This is a genomic window from Veillonella sp. DNF00869 (genome assembly GCF_001553345.1).
GTDB lineage: Bacteria > Bacillota > Negativicutes > Veillonellales > Veillonellaceae > F0422.
The window spans coordinates 18889-38042 of the sequence record NZ_KQ960748.1; the positions used below are offsets into that span (position 1 = coordinate 18889).

11 protein-coding genes are annotated in these 19154 nt (G+C 41.5%); 10 read left to right on the forward strand and 1 reads right to left on the reverse strand.

Going from position 1 to position 19154, the window contains the following annotated elements; translation table 11 throughout:
• Nucleotides 1-34: 34 nt before the first annotated feature.
• Nucleotides 35-850: a sulfurtransferase gene (locus HMPREF3032_RS00110; RefSeq protein ID WP_062400931.1), complete on the forward strand. Its 816-nt coding sequence runs from the start codon at nt 35-37 to the stop codon at nt 848-850.
• A 190-nt stretch (nt 851-1040) separates the two neighbouring features.
• Here HMPREF3032_RS00110 and HMPREF3032_RS00115 read toward each other — a convergent pair whose 3' ends face one another.
• A complete protein-coding gene (locus HMPREF3032_RS00115; protein ID WP_062400932.1) occupies nt 1041-2240 on the reverse strand; it encodes an MFS transporter in 1200 nt (399 codons plus the stop codon).
• A gap of 594 nt (nt 2241-2834) precedes the next feature.
• Here HMPREF3032_RS00115 and ileS point away from each other — a divergent pair.
• From ileS to fusA, 9 genes are all read left to right on the forward strand, one after another.
• On the forward strand, nt 2835-5669 hold the full coding sequence (gene ileS, locus HMPREF3032_RS00120; protein ID WP_062400944.1) for an isoleucine--tRNA ligase: 2835 nt from the start codon (nt 2835-2837) through the stop codon (nt 5667-5669).
• 100 nt (nt 5670-5769) lie between these two features.
• Nucleotides 5770-6303 carry a cysteine hydrolase family protein gene (locus HMPREF3032_RS00125; protein WP_062400934.1) on the forward strand — a complete coding sequence of 178 codons (534 nt, stop codon included), beginning with the start codon at nt 5770-5772 and terminating at the stop codon, nt 6301-6303.
• 44 nt (nt 6304-6347) lie between these two features.
• The gene (locus HMPREF3032_RS00130; protein WP_062400936.1) at nt 6348-6545 is read left to right on the forward strand and encodes a DUF362 domain-containing protein; all 198 of its coding nucleotides are present in this window, start codon (nt 6348-6350) and stop codon (nt 6543-6545) included.
• Between the two features lie 328 nt (nt 6546-6873).
• On the forward strand, nt 6874-11040 hold the full coding sequence (gene rpoB, locus HMPREF3032_RS00135; protein WP_062400938.1) for a DNA-directed RNA polymerase subunit beta: 4167 nt from the start codon (nt 6874-6876) through the stop codon (nt 11038-11040).
• A 32-nt stretch (nt 11041-11072) separates the two neighbouring features.
• Complete coding sequence (gene rpoC, locus HMPREF3032_RS00140; protein WP_062400940.1) at nt 11073-15317, forward strand: DNA-directed RNA polymerase subunit beta'; 4245 nt, start codon at nt 11073-11075, stop codon at nt 15315-15317.
• A gap of 388 nt (nt 15318-15705) precedes the next feature.
• Complete coding sequence (locus HMPREF3032_RS00145; protein WP_062400942.1) at nt 15706-15951, forward strand: ribosomal L7Ae/L30e/S12e/Gadd45 family protein; 246 nt, start codon at nt 15706-15708, stop codon at nt 15949-15951.
• Nucleotides 15952-16026: 75 nt separating this feature from the next.
• Complete coding sequence (gene rpsL / locus HMPREF3032_RS00150) at nt 16027-16401, forward strand: 30S ribosomal protein S12 (protein ID WP_009353904.1); 375 nt, start codon at nt 16027-16029, stop codon at nt 16399-16401.
• A gap of 46 nt (nt 16402-16447) precedes the next feature.
• Nucleotides 16448-16918, forward strand: a complete 471-nt coding sequence (gene rpsG / locus HMPREF3032_RS00155) for a 30S ribosomal protein S7 (RefSeq protein WP_009353884.1) — start codon at nt 16448-16450, stop codon at nt 16916-16918.
• Between the two features lie 19 nt (nt 16919-16937).
• Nucleotides 16938-19013: an elongation factor G gene (gene fusA, locus HMPREF3032_RS00160; protein ID WP_009353908.1), complete on the forward strand. Its 2076-nt coding sequence runs from the start codon at nt 16938-16940 to the stop codon at nt 19011-19013.
• Nucleotides 19014-19154 lie beyond the last annotated feature (141 nt).

Consider the following 19154-nt stretch of genomic DNA (forward strand, 5'->3'; position numbering starts at 1 on the left):
TGTATGGCATTCTTTTAATATAGGAGGTGTAATGATGAGTGTTTTAATTTCTCCGAAAGAATTACATGAACAATTAGATAGAGTGGTGGTCCTCGATGCTCGTGGCTTTGATGCCTATGCAGCAGCCCACATTCCAGGATCCTTTGCCATCGATATGGATGCACACATGAGTGGTCCTTTAGGCGTACACGGTGGTCGTCATCCCTTGCCAGACATGGCTGTCTTAGCAAATCGTTTGAGCGAATGCGGTGTGACCATGGATTCTCACATCGTGGTGTATGATGCGTGGATTTCCTTTGCCGGTCGGTTGCGATTCTTGCTACTATACATGGGTTTCACTGATGTGAAAGTCCTAGCCGGTGGTATTGAGCGCTGGCATCGGGAAGGGTATCCGTTGACCCAAGAGGAGACACCAACAGTGGCAGATTCAAAACCGTTGGCCTATACATTACAAGACCATTTAGTGATGAGCCGTGATGAAGTGTTACAAGCTAGCCAAGCTGGCAGTCATGTCATCATCGATGCGCGGGCACCACAACGGTATGATGGATCGGTAGTGGATACGATGGATGGCATGACGGGACATGTACCAGGAGCGATTAATCATTTCTATGAATGGGGATTTACAGCTGATGGTGTACGTCCAATTGCAGAATTACAAACAGCTTATGGTGACTTAACTAAGGTGGAAAAACCTATCGTTGCCTATTGTGGTTCTGGTGTGACAGCAGCAAACTTAATGATTGCGTTAGCAGAAGTGGGTGTGGAACCAGCTATGTATGTAGGCAGTTCTAGCGATTGGGTGACTTATGAAGGGTTCCCGTTGGAAACAGGGGTTAATACATTATAGGTTTACACTGTCAGTATAGTAGATAGTGATTCAAAATGTTTTCAATATAATACGATAAAAAACAGAGGCCTTGATGATAGGACCTCTGTTTTTATATTCTATGTATTTTGTCATATGTGCATCATCATAAAGCATATGTAATGCATAGTATATAGGATGGAAAATTATATTGTAGTTTATAAGAATGATGCTAATGACTGGCTGTTGAAGTGCGCCCTAATGTTACTTTCAAGAAGACTCCTGTTAATGCAATAATCATACCTGTCACGATAAACATGGTACTAAAGCCCCATTGAGATACGATGGCTGAACCACCTACAGCGCCCATAAAGTAGCCGAAGAATAGAGTGGACTGGTTGTAAGCAAAAATTTGTCCAGCTAAATGTTTTGGTGTAATACTCGCAATATAGGTGTTGATTCCTGGCAATAGTCCGCCTAATCCAAAGCCTAGTAAAAATCGAATGATACATAAGACGATAATAGAATCTGTAAAGGCTTGTGGAATTGTCAGGCATCCTACATAAATAAAACTTGTCCAAAGAATGAATTGAGGGCCTAATTTGTCGATGTAGCGACCGAGTACAGAGCTAGCTAACATTTGAGCAATTCCTGTAGAGGTGAAAGCTAAACCAGCTAGTAATGCGATGTGTTCGTGGCCACGGCCTACAATATGTTGCACGAATACAGAAAGTATAGGGGCTGATGCCATAGTAGTGAAGGCAAAAATGAAAGAAGCGATAGATACGAAGATAAGACCTTTCCAATTGGAGATAGATTGTTGTAAGTCTTTGAAAGAAGGAGCTGGGCCCTTTACTTTAGGAGTAAAGTCTTCTTTTATGAATAATAAGGAAGATAAAAAAGCTATGCCTAGTAAAGCGGATACGACAAAAAAAGCATACCGAATACCAAAGGTACTTCCCATATAACCACCAATCATAGGTCCTAATAAGGAGCCTCCTAAGTTGGCAGCGGATAATAGACCTAAGGCCCAACCAGTTCTGGACTCTGGAGTTTGGGTGGCGACTAACGTAATGGATCCAGAAAAAAATCCAGATACCATACCATTTAGAATGCGGATCATCACAACATGTTCAGGGCTTTGTGCGAATCCAAGAAGTGCATTGGTGACCATCATTCCAAAACTAGCTCGTAGTAAAATTAATTTTCTTCCTTTTCTATCAGCTAGTTTTCCCCAAAAAGGTGAGACGAGGGCCACCATAAGATAGGTGACACCCATGGCGATACCAGACCAATTGGCAAGAGATCCTTGATCGTGGACTCCTAGGTCCTGTAAATATAAGGGAATGAGGGGAGCTGCTTGACTGAGCCCCACCGATGCCATGAAGGCCCCGAATAAACAAACGTATAAGGTGCGTTTCCAAAGTTCCATACTGACTCCTATGTACGTGTAGGTGACCCTACTATAAAATTCCAACTATGTATGTATCTATGGTAGCATATCGGTGAGATTTATTATACCCCTAATCTAGGTATACCTCTAATAGTTTCTTGTAGGATTCCGAGTAGATTTTTATACATATGGTTCTAGCATTTATGATGTATGAGGAAGTACGACCGTTTGACTATATAATAGTGTCACAGTCAGAGGATATACGTTTCTAACATGGATAGAATGTGATTGGGTCTATTGCAACTACTCTGCAGATAGTATATAATTGTATCTGTATTTGACAACGATATATGTTAATACGTTGATAAAGACGGTCATGCAAGGTAGCTCCGAGCGAGTGAGGGATGGTGAAAGCCTCATGGGTGAATGCATGGCGGATCACTTTTGAGTATATGTTGGGGAGCCCGTACTGGGGGTACTCACATCGGTGGACACCGTTATATGTTTGAGCGATGATTCGTTGGGGGTAACTTTCACAAGAATCATCAGTAGGGTGGTACCACGGATTTGCATTCGTCCCTTCGGGGAGCGGGTGCTTTTTTTATTGAGAGGAGAAATACAATGTCTAATGAAGTGGATTATGGTAAGACCTTGCACTTGCCTGAAACAGAATTTCCTATGCGCGGTAATTTGCCAAAGCGCGAACCAGAATTTATCAAGTTTTGGGAAGATAATAAAATTTATGAAAAACGCTTAGCGAAAAATAAAGGTAAAAAATCTTTTATTTTGCACGATGGCCCTCCCTATGCGAATGGTAAATTGCACATTGGTCATGCCTTGAACAAAACATTAAAAGACATTGTGATGAAATATAAAACGATGCAAGGCCATTACACACCATACATTCCTGGTTGGGATACACATGGCCTTCCTATCGAGCATGCAGTTATCAAAAACACTGGCTTGAATCGTCATGAAATGAGTCCATTGGATCTTCGCAATCAATGTCGTGAATACGCATTGAATTGTGTAGAAGAACAAAAGAAAGATTTCATCCGTTTCGGTGTGCTTGGTGAATGGGATCGTCCCTATTTAACATTGCGCCCTGAGTTCGAAGTGAAACAAATCGGCGTGTTCGGTGAAATGGCGAAACGTGGTTACATCTACAAAGGTTTGAAAACTGTATACTGGTGTACGCATTGTGAGACTGCCTTGGCGGAAGCGGAAATTGAATATGCTGAGAAAAAATCTTTCTCCATTTATGTTAAATTCGCTTACGTAAACGGTGCTGACAGCACATTGCCAGCAGGTTTTGACACTAACAAATTGTTCTCCGTCATCTGGACAACAACTCCTTGGACAATGCCTGCCAACCAAGCGATCTCTGTGAACCCAGAATTAGATTACTCTTGGGTGAAAATCGGCGATGAAGCATGGTTGCTTGCGAATGGCTTAATCGAAACAGCTACCAAAGAAATGGGCGTAGAGTCCTATGAAGTATTGAACACGTTTAAAGGTAGTGAATTAGAATTAGCGAACTTTAAACATCCATTTGCTGATCGTAATGCTCCTATCTTGTTGGGTTCTCACGTTACCTTAGACGCTGGTACAGGTTGCGTACATACAGCGCCTGCTCATGGTGAAGATGACTTTAATGTAGTAAAAGCATACAAAGATGCAGGTAAAATCGACTTTGAAATTTTATCTTTAGTAGACGCTACAGGTCGTTACATTGCCAAAGTAGACGAACCTCGTTATGGGGATACAGAACAACCACTAGCGGGTGTTGAAATCCACGATGCAGAAGTACCAGTGATCAAAATTTTGGCTCACAATGGTGCATTGGTGCAAAAAGGCAATATCCGTCACCAATATGCTCATTGCTGGCGTTGTAAAAATCCTGTTATCTATCGTGCTACAGAACAATGGTTCTCCTCCGTGGATGGATATCGTCAAGAAGCATTGAAAGCCATCGACGAACAAGTACAATGGATTCCTAAATGGGGTCATGACCGCATTTATAACATGATTGCAGACCGTGGGGACTGGGTTATCTCTCGTCAACGTGCGTGGGGTGTGCCAATTCCTATCTACTATTGCGACCATTGCGGAGAGCACATCATCAATGATGATACTATCTCTTCTTTACAAGAATGGTTTGCCAAAGAAGGCTCCAACGCTTGGTGGGCTCATGAAGCGAAAGAATTATTGCCAGAAGGATTCACATGCCCATCTTGCGGACACGATTCTTTCCACAAAGAAACCGATATCATGGACGTATGGTTCGACAGTGGTAGCTCTTGGTCTGGCGTATTGGAACAAAATGAAATGGATGTACCTTGCGCTATGTACTTAGAAGGTTCTGACCAACATCGTGGTTGGTTCAACTCTTCCTTGTTAACAGGTATCGCTACACGTGGTCATGCACCATACAATGCCGTATTGACTCATGGTTTCGTAGTGGATGGAGAAGGTCGCAAAATGTCTAAATCTGTAGGCAATACAGTGGCTCCTTCTGATATCATCGATGTACACGGCGCTGACGTAATGCGTTTATGGGTATCCTCTGCAGATTACCAAGCAGACGTGCGTTTGTCCAAAGACATCGTGAAACAATTGGCAGAAGTATATCGTAAAATCCGTAACACATTCCGTTTCTTGTTAGGTAACTTAGATAACTTTAACCCTAACACTGATAAAGTAGCTTATGAAGAGTTAACAGAGTTAGATCGTTGGGCATTGCATCGTTTAGAAGAAGTTCGTCAAAAAGTAACGAATGCTTACGAAAATTATGAATTCCACATCTTGTATCACACAATCCATAACTTCTGTACCGTAGATTTATCTTCCTTCTACTTGGACGTATTGAAAGATACGATGTACGCAGAGAAAGAAAACAATGTAGCTCGTCGTAGTGCACAAACGGCTATCTATGAAATTTTGACAACATTGGTTAAAATGGTGTCTCCAGTTCTTTCTTTCACAGCTGAAGAAGTATGGCAATACATGCCAAAAGAAGATGGTATGGAAGAAAGCGTGATGCTAGCCGATTGGCCACAAGGTCATGCAGAGCATGTGGACGGGGAATTGTCTGCACGTTGGGCAACGATGTTAGACCTTCGTAGTGAAATGACAAGAGCTTTAGAAGGCGCTCGCCGTGATAAAGCCATCGGTCACTCCTTGGATGCATCCATCACTGTCTATGCAGATGGCGATGCGTACCAAGCATTGACTGGATTCGGTGATTCCCTAGCTAGCTTGTTGATCGTGTCTGAAGCGCATGTAGTAGAAGGCCGTGACAATGCACCAGCCAACGCAGTAACAGTAGAAGACGGAGCCTTATCCATCGTGGTAACTCCATCTGCCTTAGAAAAATGTGAACGCTGCTGGATTCACCGCGACACAGTTGGTCAAGATACAGATCATCCAACATTATGTGCTCGTTGTGCTGACGTAGTAAAGAGATAATGATAATAGCATAAGTAGTCAAAGGTTTAAGTACTATCAATTAGGTAAGGCAAGGGAATGTATCATTTCCTTGCCTACTTTCTAACAAAGGAGATGCCCTATGAACGTATTGATTGTGATAGATATGCAACATGATTTTATTGATGGAACATTAGGTTCGCCGCAGGCGCAGGCTATTGTACCGGCGGTACGTGAAAAAATCCGCAATTTTACTGGTCCTATGGTGTTCACTCGTGATACACACGATAGTAGTTACCTTGAAAGCCAAGAGGGTAAACATTTGCCAGTGGAACATTGTGCCCGTGGCACTAAAGGTTGGGAGATTGCTGATGATCTATTGGAAGTGGCTCGTGAACGAGGTCAACGGGTGGATGTACTAGATAAACCTAACTTTGGGTCCTTAGATTTGTTGGCTCATCTTAAAGGAATGCACGAAGAGGAACCTATCGAATCTTTAACCTTGATTGGTTTATGTACGGATATTTGCGTGGTTTCCAATGCTTTGATTCTAAAAGCAGGCTTGCCTGAAATCCCACTTTATGTGGATCCGAAGTGTTGCGCAGGGGTGACCCAAGAATCCCATGAAGCGGCACTATTGACTATGAAGATGTGTCAGTGCATTGTGGAAGAGTGACATGTGGGGAGCCTCGTAGTATACTAAGGCTAGGAGGCTTGCTTATGTACTTTTATATTAATGATACCTGCGTTTGTTGTGCAGGGTGTGCTATGGATTGCCCTGCAGAAGCTATTACACGCAAAGGTGATCGCTATGTCATCCATCAGGACATGTGCATTCACTGTGGTGACTGTTATGCCATATGCCCAGTAGGTGCCGTGCAGATGGTAAAGGAAAAGGACTTGGATACGAACGAATAAAATGTTTGTGTACCAAGTCTTTTTTAGTTGTTAATGGTATGGAGTATTACATGGTATTCGTACTATGGAGAACTTTCAGTATAGTAGCTCTTGACAAATAGATATAAGAAGATTATAATATTTAATTGCAAAAAAGTAACTATAACATTGAATTGATGAAGGAATATATCCAAGGTTGTGCTGAAATGAGGAAAGCAAGGTTCACAAGAAAAAATTACGAGCCTTGCTTATTTTGTCATTGGTCAGCAGGAAAACTGAGACCTGGAATCGTCTGCAGTCATACCGTTATAGAATATGTAAGCCAATTTTTATGAGGGGTGAAAAGAACATGTTCAAACCTGAGCAAGTGGGTAAGCGTACTCGATATACCTACGCTAAGATCAACGAAGTTCTCGAAATGCCACATTTGTTAGACGTGCAACGCAAGTCCTATGAGTGGTTTTTAGAGAGCGGTTTACAAGATATTTTTAACGATATTTCTCCGATTAAAGACAATTCAGGAAAGTTAGCTCTTTCCTTTGAAGGTTTCAGCCTTGGAGAACCAAAATATGACATTAACGAATGCAAAAATCGTGATGCTACGTATGCAGCACCATTGCGCGTCAATGTTCGTCTCGTTAACAATGATCCAGAAAATCCAGATATTAAAGAACAAGAAGTATTCATGGGCGACTTCCCATTGATGACAGATACAGGAACTTTCATCATCAATGGTGCGGAACGTGTTATCGTATCCCAATTAGTTCGTTCCCCAGGTGTGTACTACGGTGGCAGTATCGATACCATGGGTAACCGTTTGTATGATTCCACAGTGATTCCGAACCGTGGTGCTTGGATTGAGTTAGAAAAAGATGCGAACGACATTGTGTCCGTACGTATCGACCGTAACCGTAAATTACCAGCTACAGTATTAGTACGTGCATTAGGTTGGGAAACTAACGAATCCATCTTGGAATTATTTTGGAATGGACAAGTGGACGAAAATGGTCATCCTGAATACGATGAACGTTTACTTCGTACATTAGAAAAAGATAGCACTCAATCCTCTGATGAAGCATTAGTAGAAATCTACAAAAAACTTCGTCCAGGCGAACCACCAACTGTGGAAAGTGCTCGTAACTTATTCGATAACTTATTCTTTGACCCTCGTCGTTATGATTTAGCTCGTGTAGGTCGTTATAAATTAAATAAAAAATTAGGCTGGCGTCAACGCATGTTCGGTCAAACTTTGGCAGAACCAATCGTAGACGAAAATGGCGAAATCATCGTGGAAGCGAATACCTATGTGAACGAAGAAGTTCTTGACGTAGTGGCTAATAGCGGTGTGTACAGTGGTGATGTAGTACCTGAATTCTTCGTAGTGAATACAGATGGCACTGTAGTAAAAGTGATTTGTAACAATAGCAATTTGCCATTTAGTCATCGTACTGTGACTCGTGAAGATATGATTGCTAACGTAAGTTACATGATGAACTTGATCGAAAACATTGGCCAAACTGATGATATTGACCATTTGGGTAACCGTCGTCTTCGTTGCGTAGGCGAATTGTTACAAAACCAATTCCGTATCGGTTTAACTCGTATGGAACGTGTGGTGAAAGAACGTATGACAATCCAAGATGTATCTGTTATTACACCACAAGCATTATTGAATATCCGTCCAGTTGTGGCAGCGATCAAAGAATTCTTTGGTTCTTCCCAGTTGTCTCAGTTCATGGACCAAACTAACCCATTGGGTGAATTGACACATAAACGTCGTCTATCCGCGTTAGGACCTGGTGGTTTATCTCGTGAGCGTGCAGGCTTCGAAGTTCGTGACGTGCATCATTCCCATTATGGTCGTATGTGTCCAATCGAAACTCCAGAGGGTCCAAACATCGGTTTGATTAACTCCTTGTCTAACTATGCGAAAGTGAATGAATTTGGTTTCATTGAAGCACCATACCGTAAAATTGAAAAAGTATATGGTACAGGCGAAGATGCTAACAAAGTATTGAAAGTTCGTGTTACAGACCAAGTTGTATATATGACAGCAGATGAAGAAGAAGGCATGACAATTGCCCAAGCGAACTCTCGTATTGATGAAGAAGGTTACTTCGTATCTGAGAACATTGCATGTCGTCGTGGTCATGATGTATTAGAGGTATCTCCAGATAAAGTAGACTACATGGACGTAAGCCCAAAAGAAGTAGTATCTATCGGTACTGCTATGATTCCATTCTTAGAAAATGACGATGCGAACCGTGCCTTGATGGGTGCGAACATGCAGCGTCAAGCGGTGCCTCTACTTCGTGCACAAGCACCTTTAGTAGGTACAGGTATGGAATACAAAGCGGCAACAGACTCCGGCGTTTGCGTATTAGCAAAAGAAGCTGGTATTGTTACACGTTGTTGGGGTAATGAAGTTCATGTACAACGTGATAATGGTCGTGTAGACGTATATAAAATGAACAAATTCATGCGTTCTAACCAATCTACATGCTTTAACCAAAAACCAATCGTATACCGTGGTCAATCCGTGGTGAAAGGTCAAGTATTGGCAGATGGTCCAGCTACAGATGGGGGCGAATTAGCATTAGGCTTCAACGTATTGGTAGCGTTCATGCCTTGGGAAGGTTATAACTACGAGGATGCGATTTTATTAAGTGAAGAACTTTGTAAAGAAGATATCTACACATCCATCCATATCGAAGAGTACGAATGTGATGCTCGTGATACGAAATTAGGTGCCGAAGAAATCACTCGTGAATTGCCAAATACTGGTGATGATAACCTTAAAAACTTGGATGAAAATGGTATTATCTGCATCGGTGCAGAAGTTAAACCTGGTGACATCTTAGTTGGTAAAGTAACTCCTAAAGGGGAAACTGAATTAACTCCAGAAGAACGCTTATTACGCGCTATTTTTGGCGACAAAGAACGTGAAGTTCGCGATACTTCCTTGCGTGTACCACATGGTGAAGCAGGTAAAATTGTGGACGTTAAAATCTTCACTCGTGAAAACGGTGACGAGTTACAACCAGGTGTTAATAAAGTAGTTCGTGTATATATTGCGCAAAAACGTAAAATCCACGAAGGCGATAAAATGGCGGGTCGTCATGGTAACAAAGGTGTCGTTTCTCGCGTTATGCGTCAAGAAGATATGCCATTCTTACCAGATGGTACACCAGTACAAATCGTATTGAACCCATTAGGCGTACCGTCTCGTATGAACATCGGACAGGTATTGGAAACGCATTTAGGCTGGGCAGTACAAGGATTAGGTATGCAAATTAAGGCAACTGACCTAAAAATCAAAGAAGTACTGAAAGAAGCTAAATTAAACGGTACATATTGGGATGAAATTGATGGCATCAAAGATATCTATGCAGAAATTGAAAGTTTAGAACAAGCCATTGCAGATCCTATGATTGCTAACTACCTTGAAACAGATAAACAAATTGATAGTCAAAAAGTAGTAGCCTTAGATAAAATTTTACATCGAGCTCAAGAAAAATTTGAAGATCTTGGTGGAGAAAAACGCTATAACTTCTTATTGGCTGAAGAAAAACGTATCTATGAATTAGGCATTGAAACATTTGATGATGTAGAAGCCGAACGTCCAGAAATGGAAACAGCCTTAGAAGAGGAATTGCGTGCAATTCGTCGTGTAGTACATGTGATTGAAACGATTCAACAAGTTCGTGAAAAACGTAGTCATTTGCGTACTGAGTTGGAAAAATTTGGTTATGACTATGATATGTATGGTATGCCAAAACCTGACGTAGCTGGTATTCATATTGCGACACCAGTATTTGATGGTGCTCATGAAAGTGACGTGTTCGATACACTTAGCATAGCTGGTCGTGATGATGATGGTAAAACTGTATTATACGATGGCCGTACAGGCGAGAAAATGGATAACAAAGTTACCGTTGGTTACGTATACATGTTAAAACTTCATCATCTAGTAGATGATAAAATCCATGCTCGTTCTACTGGTCCGTACTCTCTTGTTACACAACAACCATTGGGTGGTAAAGCTCAATTCGGTGGACAACGTTTCGGTGAGATGGAAGTGTGGGCTCTTGAAGCGTATGGCGCAGCGTATACACTACAAGAGTTGTTAACTGTGAAATCTGACGATGTTGTGGGCCGTGTAAAAGCTTACGAAAAAATCGTAAAAGGTGAAAATATTCCTGAACCTGGTGTACCTGAATCTTTCAAAGTATTGTTGAAAGAATTGCAAAGTATTGGCCTTGACGTAAAAATCTTGAATGAAGATCAAGAAGAAGTTCTTATCAAAGAATTAGATGATGAGGATGTACCGCGTCATGATGATATTCGTGAAGTGATGGAAGAAGGTACAACTGAAGCTACAGCAGAAGGAGAAGCTTCCACAGTAGAAGGAACACCTGACGGATACATTGTAGAAGAAGAGCCTGTAACAGCAGGTGAAGAAGATGATATTATCAGCCAAATCAGTGGCTATGTAGAATCTTCTGATAATGAGTAAGTACCACTATCTCGTAAAGGAGGGAGCATACAGTGCTAGACGTAAATGAATTTGATTCCATGCGAATCGGTTTAGCTTCACCACAACAAATTTTGGAGTGGTCTCATGGAGAAGTTAAAAAACCTGAAACAATTAACTACCGCACCTTAAAACCAGAGCGAGATGGTTTATTCTGTGAGCGCATTTTCGGACCAACAAAGGACTGGGAATGTCATTGTGGAAAATATAAACGCATCCGTTATAAAGGTGTTGTCTGTGATAAATGTGGTGTAGAAGTCACTCGTGCTAAAGTGCGTCGTGAACGTATGGGCCATATTGAATTGGCTACACCAGTGTCTCATATTTGGTATTTCAAGGGTATCCCATCTCGCATGGGATTGATCCTTGACATATCCCCTCGTTCCTTGGAACGTGTATTATACTTTGCTGCGTATATCGTAGTGGATCCAGGTCAATCTCCATTGTCTAAACAACAATTGTTATTTGAAACTGAATTCCGTGAATACGAAGCCATGTTCAATGATGCTGACTATAAAATCGGTGGTAAAAGTGTCATCATTGAAACCATTGCACAACGTCGTGAACGTTTGCAATTAATCAATTCTGCAAAACACAAAGAAGAAGTGAATGCAGAGCTTGCGGCGAATACAGAAATTCCAGAAGAAGAAAAAGAATACGAAGTATTAACTCGTGAAGAAAAATTAGAGCTTGGTGCCTTAGAAGAGAATACATTCGTGTGTATCGATATGGGTGCAGAAGCGATTAAAGAATTACTTTGCGAATTAGACTTAGAAGCATTGAATGATGAGTTGCGCAGTGAATTAGAAACTGCTACAGGTCAACGTAAAGTTCGTGCCGTTCGCCGTTTAGAAGTAGTAGAAGCATTCCGTCAATCTGGCAATCGCCCAGAATGGATGATTATGGATGTAGTGCCAGTTATCCCACCTGAATTGCGCCCAATGGTGCAATTAGATGGTGGTCGTTTCGCTACCTCTGACTTGAATGATTTGTATCGTCGTGTTATCAATCGTAATAACCGTTTAAAACGTTTACTGGATTTAGGCGCTCCTGATATTATCGTGCGCAACGAAAAACGTATGCTACAAGAAGCTGTGGATGCGTTGATTGACAATGGTCGTCGTGGCCGTCCTGTGACAGGTCCTGGCAACCGTCCATTGAAATCCTTATCCGATATGTTAAAAGGTAAGCAAGGTCGTTTCCGTCAAAACTTGTTGGGTAAACGTGTTGACTATTCCGGCCGTTCCGTTATCGTAGTTGGTCCAGAATTGAAAATGCATCAATGTGGTCTTCCAAAAGAGATGGCATTGGAATTATTCAAGCCATTCGTTATGAAACGTTTGGTAGAACGTGGACAAGCTAGCAATATTAAAGCCGCAAAACGTCAAGTAGAGCGTATTGGTGCTGGTGTTTGGGAAGCTTTAGAAGAAGTTATTAAAGAACATCCAGTATTATTAAACCGTGCCCCTACATTGCATAGATTAGGTATCCAAGCCTTCGAACCAATCCTTTGGGAAGGTCGTGCTATCAAATTGCATCCATTAGTATGTACAGCCTTCAATGCCGACTTTGACGGTGACCAAATGGCGTGTCACTTACCATTGTCCGTAGAAGCGCAATCAGAAGCACGTACCTTGATGCTTTCATCCCATAACATTTTATCTACTAAAGATGGTAAACCAGTAGCAGTTCCATCTCAGGATATGATCTTGGGTACTTACTACCTAACAGTAGTTCGTAAAGGTACAGAAGATAAGGCAAAACGTTTTGCAAATTACGATGAAGTGATGTTGGCATATGACTCTGGTGCCATCGGCTTACAAGACGTTATCTACATTCGTATCGAAGGATATGGTCTAGTTAAAACGACAGCAGGTCGTTTGATATTCAACGAAGCTTTATATCCAGAAATCCGTCAATTTGTGAAAGAAGAAGACGGCACATGGTCCTTGGGTAAAGTCATGGATAAGAAAATGGTTGGTAAATTAGTCGACCAATGTTTCCAAGCGTTCGGCAACGAAAAAACTGCAGAACTATTGGACCGTATTAAATCCTTGGGCTACTCCTTCGCTCGCCGTGCTGGTATGACAATTGCTATTGCGGATATCAAAGTACCAGAAGTAAAAGCTGGTATCGTAGAAGAGGCAGATACAGAAGTTAATAAAGTATCCCGTCTATATCGTCGTGGTTTAATTACAGAAGAAGAACGTTACCGTAAAACGATCGAACTTTGGAATGAAGCTATCGACAATGTAACAGAAGCCATGATGGATAATATGGCGGCTGACCAAGATGGTTTCAACCCAGTATATATGATGGCGATTTCCGGAGCCCGTGGTAACAAACAACAGATCCGTCAGTTAGCGGGTATGCGTGGTTTGATGGCGGATCCATCTGGTCGTATCATCGACTTGCCTATTAAAGCAAACTTTAAAGAAGGTTTGACTGTATTGGATTACTTTACGTCCTCTCACGGTGCTCGTAAAGGTTTGGCCGATACAGCCCTTCGTACAGCTGACTCCGGTTACTTAACACGTCGTCTTGTTGACGTATCTCAAGACGTAATCGTTCGTGAGGAAGATTGCGATGTGGTAGGTATCGACTTAGCTCGTGAAAGAGCTCGCTTAGCGCGTAATACAAAAGATGCGTTAACATACTTGAAAGATGATTTAATCGGTCGTGTATTGGATCGCGATGTAGTGGATCCTATGACTGGTGAAGTGATTGCTGACGCTGAAAGCATCGTAACAGAAGCAACTATTGAAGCATTAGCAGAATCTCAAGTGAAATCTATCGCATTACGTGGCGCACAATTGGGCAGCGATAGCGACATCAACCATACTAATATTGTTCAAACCATTGCGTTAGGTGAAGTGGATGATACCATTCGCACGACATTACGCAATACAATGATTGAAAACATGTTGGGTAAAGATACTGTGTATCCTGTTATTGATAGTGAAGGTGTAGAAATCTTCCCTGCTCATACAGCATTAACAGAAGAAGCTATCGAAGCTATCTTAAACTCTGATGTAAAAGAAGTTCAAGTACGCAACAATGAAATTCATGGCATTGAAGTAGAAGCTATCGTGGAAGGTACTGGCGTTATCGAACCATTGAAAGATCGTATCGTGGGCCGTACAGCAGCAGAAGAATTAATCAATAAAGAAACTGGTGAAGTCATCGTTCCATTGAATGGTGAAATTACTGATGAATTAGCTGATGAAGTAGTAAAACATTACGACACAGTGAAAATCCGTTCTGTATTGACTTGTCGTTCTCCATATGGCGTATGTATGAAATGTTATGGCCGTGACTTAGGTACTGGTGGACAAGTACAAGTTGGTGAAGCAGTAGGTATTATTGCGGCACAATCCATCGGTGAACCAGGTACACAGTTAACAATGCGTACATTCCATACAGGCGGTGTTGCCGGTGATGATATCACACAAGGTTTACCTCGTGTCGAAGAATTGTTTGAAGCACGTCGTCCAAAACGTAATGCTATCATTGCAGAAGTAGAAGGTACTGTACGTGTCGTTCCTAACGATAATAAAAAAGGCACCAATACTATCTTTATTACTACAGCTGAGGGTGAAGAGTTTGATTACTTAATCCCTTATGGATCTCGCATCATTGTGAAAGATGGTGACGTAGTATCTTTAGGCGCACGTTTAACAGAAGGTTCCATTAACCCTCATGACATTATGCGTGTAATGGGTACAGAAGCAACGCAACGTTACCTAGTATATGAAGTACAAAAAGTATACAAATCTCAAGGTGTAGAAATTAACGATAAACACATCGAGGTTATCGTTCGTCAAATGTTACATAAAGTGAAAATTGAAGATGCTGGCGATGCAGATGTATTACCAGGAGATTCTATCGATGTAAATACATTTGAAGATGAAAACCGTCGTTTACGCTTAAATGGTAAAAAAGAAGCTACTGGTGTTCGTACACTATTGGGTATTACCAAAGCAGCCTTGGCAACCGACAGCTTCTTGTCAGCAGCTTCCTTCCAAGAAACAACACGTGTTCTTACAGAAGCAGCGATCAAAGGTAAAATTGATCCATTACTTGGCTTAAAAGAAAATGTTATCATTGGTAAATTAATACCAGCTGGTACAGGCATGAGCCGCTATCGTAAAATTAAGGTAATAAAACATACGCCTGAGTTAGAAGATCTAGTGGTGGATACAGAAGTAGTCAGTGCAGATGTAACAAGTGAAACTACAGATGTAGAGACAGCAGAATAATATAAGACAATCAGACGAGCATAGATAGCTAGTTAACATTGTTGGAAGAAATAGCGGATAACAACCTGTAGGAAGTTATCCGCTTATTTCTTTATGTCATATAAAAACAAATAATTTTGCTATATCAATTTCGCATAGATAAAATACAAAAAAGAAAAAGCAATGCATATACATACAAATAAAACGCTATAACTGCATAAAACCAACTCAAAATATACAGAAAAATATATTTTTGAACCGCACGGAAGCATGTACATATAAAATGCTTTATTCTAGCGATTTGTAAGGGATAAAATCGTTTGACAGGGCATATAAACAATGGTACACTAGTAAAGTGCTTAAGGAGCAGTGCGCCCTAAAGCAAGTAACGAATAAGAAGGAGACGCATATGACAATCGATATGCTTTCAAATGCAAATCTCATAATAGGAGCGAAACAAACCCGCAAAGCTGTGGGGCGCGATGAAGTAGAGTGTGTATTTGTAGGTCTTGATAGCGATGACCGAATTATCTTGCCGATTCTGGAAGTTTGTTTAGAGCACAATGTGCCTGTAGATCGAAATCATACGATGGAAGAACTTGGGCAAGCTGCTCATATTAAAGTAGGAGCTGCCGCAATCGGCGTGCTTCGCTAGTTTTGGTAATATCCGAACGATATATTATCGAGCGGATCAATTATAAATCTAATTGTTTGGAAAGGAGGTGCCCACATGCCAACTATTAACCAGTTAGTACGTAAAGGCCGTAAAACTTTAGTGCGTAAATCTGACTCTCCAGCTTTGAAAGAGTGTCCACAAAAACGTGGTGTTTGTACTCGTGTATACACAGCTACGCCTAAAAAACCGAACTCCGCGCTTCGTAAAGTTGCCCGTGTTCGTTTGACAAATGGTATTGAAGTAACTGCATACATCCCAGGCATTGGTCACAATTTACAAGAACACAGCGTTGTACTTATCAGAGGCGGTCGTGTTAAGGACCTTCCTGGTGTGCGTTATCACATCGTTCGTGGTGCATTGGATACAGCTGGCGTACAAAATCGTATGCAAAGCCGCTCCAAATATGGCGCGAAACGTGCTAAAAAATAATTTAGCATAAGATTAGAGAACACACATCGTTAAAGGAGGAATTGACATGCCAAGAAAAGGCCCTGTTGTGAAACGCGATGTACTACCAGATCCGGTGTACAATAGCAAATTAGTAACACGTTTCATTAACAAAGTAATGTACGATGGCAAAAAAGGCATTGCTGAATCCATCGTATATGATGCATTTGAAATTATTCGTTCCAAAATGGGTCAAGACCCTATGGAAGTTTTTGATCAGGCTTTAAAAAATGTAATGCCTGTATTAGAAGTACGTGCTCGCCGTATCGGTGGTGCTAACTACCAAGTGCCGGTTGAAGTTCGTGCTGATCGCCGTTTATCTCTAGGTATTCGCTGGATGGTAAACTATGCTCGTCTTCGTGGTGAACGCACTATGAAAGAACGTTTAGCAGGCGAATTAATGGACGCGTTCAATAATACTGGCGCAGCTATTAAGAAAAAAGAAGATACTCATAAAATGGCAGAGGCTAATAAAGCATTTGCTCATTACAAATGGTAATTAGTTAAGGAGAAATATAGTGGCAAGAGAAGTTTCTTTAGAGAAAACTCGTAATATCGGTATCATGGCTCACATCGATGCTGGTAAAACAACCACAACGGAACGTATCCTTTACTATACTGGTCGAGTTCACAAAATCGGTGAAGTACATGAAGGTGCTGCTACGATGGACTGGATGGAGCAGGAGCAAGAACGTGGTATCACTATCACGTCCGCTGCGACTACTACTCAATGGAAAGGTCATCGCATCAACATTATCGATACTCCTGGTCACGTAGACTTTACAGTAGAAGTAGAACGTTCCCTTCGTGTATTAGACGGTTCCGTAGCTGTATTCAGTGCGAAAGGTGGCGTAGAGCCTCAATCTGAAACAGTATGGCGTCAAGCGGATAAATACGGCGTACCTCGTATCGCTTATGTAAATAAAATGGATACAGTAGGTGCTGACTTCTTCCGCGTAGTTGATATGATGAAAGCTCGTTTAGGTGCTAATAGCGTAGCTATCCAAGTGCCTATCGGTGCAGAAGACACTTTCAAAGGTATCATTGACTTGGTAACTATGAAAGCTGAAATCTACATCAGTGATGACGGAAAAGAATACGAAATCACTGAAATTCCAGAAGAATATGCTGATGTTGCAGCAGAGCGTCGTGAAATGTTAGTGGATGCAGTTGCTGAAACTGATGACGAATTGATGGAAAAATATTTGGAAGGTGAAGAAATTTCTGAAGAACAAATTAAAGCAGCTCTTCGTAAAGCTGTGTGTGAAAACACATTGTTCCCAGTTCTTTGCGGTTCTTCCTACAAAAACAAAGGTGTACAAATGTTGTTAGATGCTGTAGTTGACTACATGCCAGCTCCAACAGATGTACCAGCGATTAAAGGTATCGACCCTAACACTGGTGAAGAGACAACTCGTCCTTCCACTGATGACGGTCCTTTCGCTGCGTTAGCTTTCAAAATTATGGCTGACCCTTATGTTGGTAAATTAGCGTTCTTCCGTGTGTACTCCGGTACATTAGAGTCTGGTTCTTATGTATTCAACTCTACAAAAGGTAAAAAAGAACGTATCGGCCGTATCTTGCAAATGCATGCTAACAGCCGTCAAGAAATCGACCGCGTATACGCTGGTGACATCGCTGCAGCAGTAGGTCTTAAAGATACTACTACTGGCGATACACTTTGCGATGACAAAGCGCAAGTTATTCTTGAATCCATGGAATTCCCAGAACCAGTTATCTCTGTTGCTGTGGAACCAAAAACTAAAGCGGACCAAGAAAAAATGGGTATGGCATTAGCTCGTTTGGCTGAAGAAGATCCAACTTTCAAAGTTCGTACTGATGAAGAAACTGGTCAAACAATCATTTCCGGTATGGGTGAGCTTCACCTTGACATCATCGTTGACCGTATGAACCGTGAGTTCAAAGTTGACTGTAATGTAGGTAAACCTCAAGTAGCATACCGCGAAACAATTCGTAAAGCAGTTAAATCTGAAGGTAAATTCGTTCGCCAATCTGGTGGTAAAGGTCAATACGGCCATTGCTGGTTGGAAATCATTCCTCAAGAGCCAGGTGCTGGTTTCGAATTTGAAAATAAAGTTGTTGGTGGTTCTATTCCTCGTGAATACATTGGACCAGTTGAGAACGGTGTTAAAGAGGCTATGGAATCCGGTGTTATCGCTGGTTATCCAATGGTTGACATCAAAGTTATCGTATTTGACGGTTCTTACCATGATGTTGACTCCTCTGAAATGGCCTTCAAAATTGCAGGTTCCATGGGCTTCAAAGAGGGTGCTCGTAAAGCTGACCCAGCATTACTTGAACCATACATGGCTGTTGAAGTAGAAGTTCCTGAAGAATACATGGGCGACGTAATCGGTGATTTGAACTCCCGTCGTGGCCGTATGGATGGAATGGAAGCTCGCAACGGTTCCCAACATATCAAAGCATATGTTCCATTGAGCGAAATGTTCGGATATGCTACTGACCTTCGTTCCAAAACACAAGGTCGCGGTAACTACTCCATGACATTCGATCATTATGAAGAAGTGCCTAAGAAAATTGCTGAAGAAATTCAAGCTAAGAAAAATGGCTAATCAAAAGTGTATCTAGTGGGGCGTATAGCCCCACAGGATTACTATATATAAAGTTTTAATTATCCGGGAGGACAATTCAAAATGGCAAAAGCAAAATTTGAACGTAATAAGCCACACGTTAACATTGGTACTATCGGTCAC

Coding starts and splice junctions, on each gene's coding strand:
- HMPREF3032_RS00130 (WP_062400936.1), top strand. CDS start 6,348: ATGTACTTTTATATTAATGATACCTGCGTTTGTTGTGCAGGGTGTGCT.
- HMPREF3032_RS00115 (WP_062400932.1), bottom strand. CDS start 2,240: ATGGAACTTTGGAAACGCACCTTATACGTTTGTTTATTCGGGGCCTTC.
- HMPREF3032_RS00125 (WP_062400934.1), top strand. CDS start 5,770: ATGAACGTATTGATTGTGATAGATATGCAACATGATTTTATTGATGGA.
- rpsG (WP_009353884.1), top strand. CDS start 16,448: ATGCCAAGAAAAGGCCCTGTTGTGAAACGCGATGTACTACCAGATCCG.
- rpoB (WP_062400938.1), top strand. CDS start 6,874: ATGTTCAAACCTGAGCAAGTGGGTAAGCGTACTCGATATACCTACGCT.
- HMPREF3032_RS00110 (WP_062400931.1), top strand. CDS start 35: ATGAGTGTTTTAATTTCTCCGAAAGAATTACATGAACAATTAGATAGA.
- HMPREF3032_RS00145 (WP_062400942.1), top strand. CDS start 15,706: ATGACAATCGATATGCTTTCAAATGCAAATCTCATAATAGGAGCGAAA.
- rpsL (WP_009353904.1), top strand. CDS start 16,027: ATGCCAACTATTAACCAGTTAGTACGTAAAGGCCGTAAAACTTTAGTG.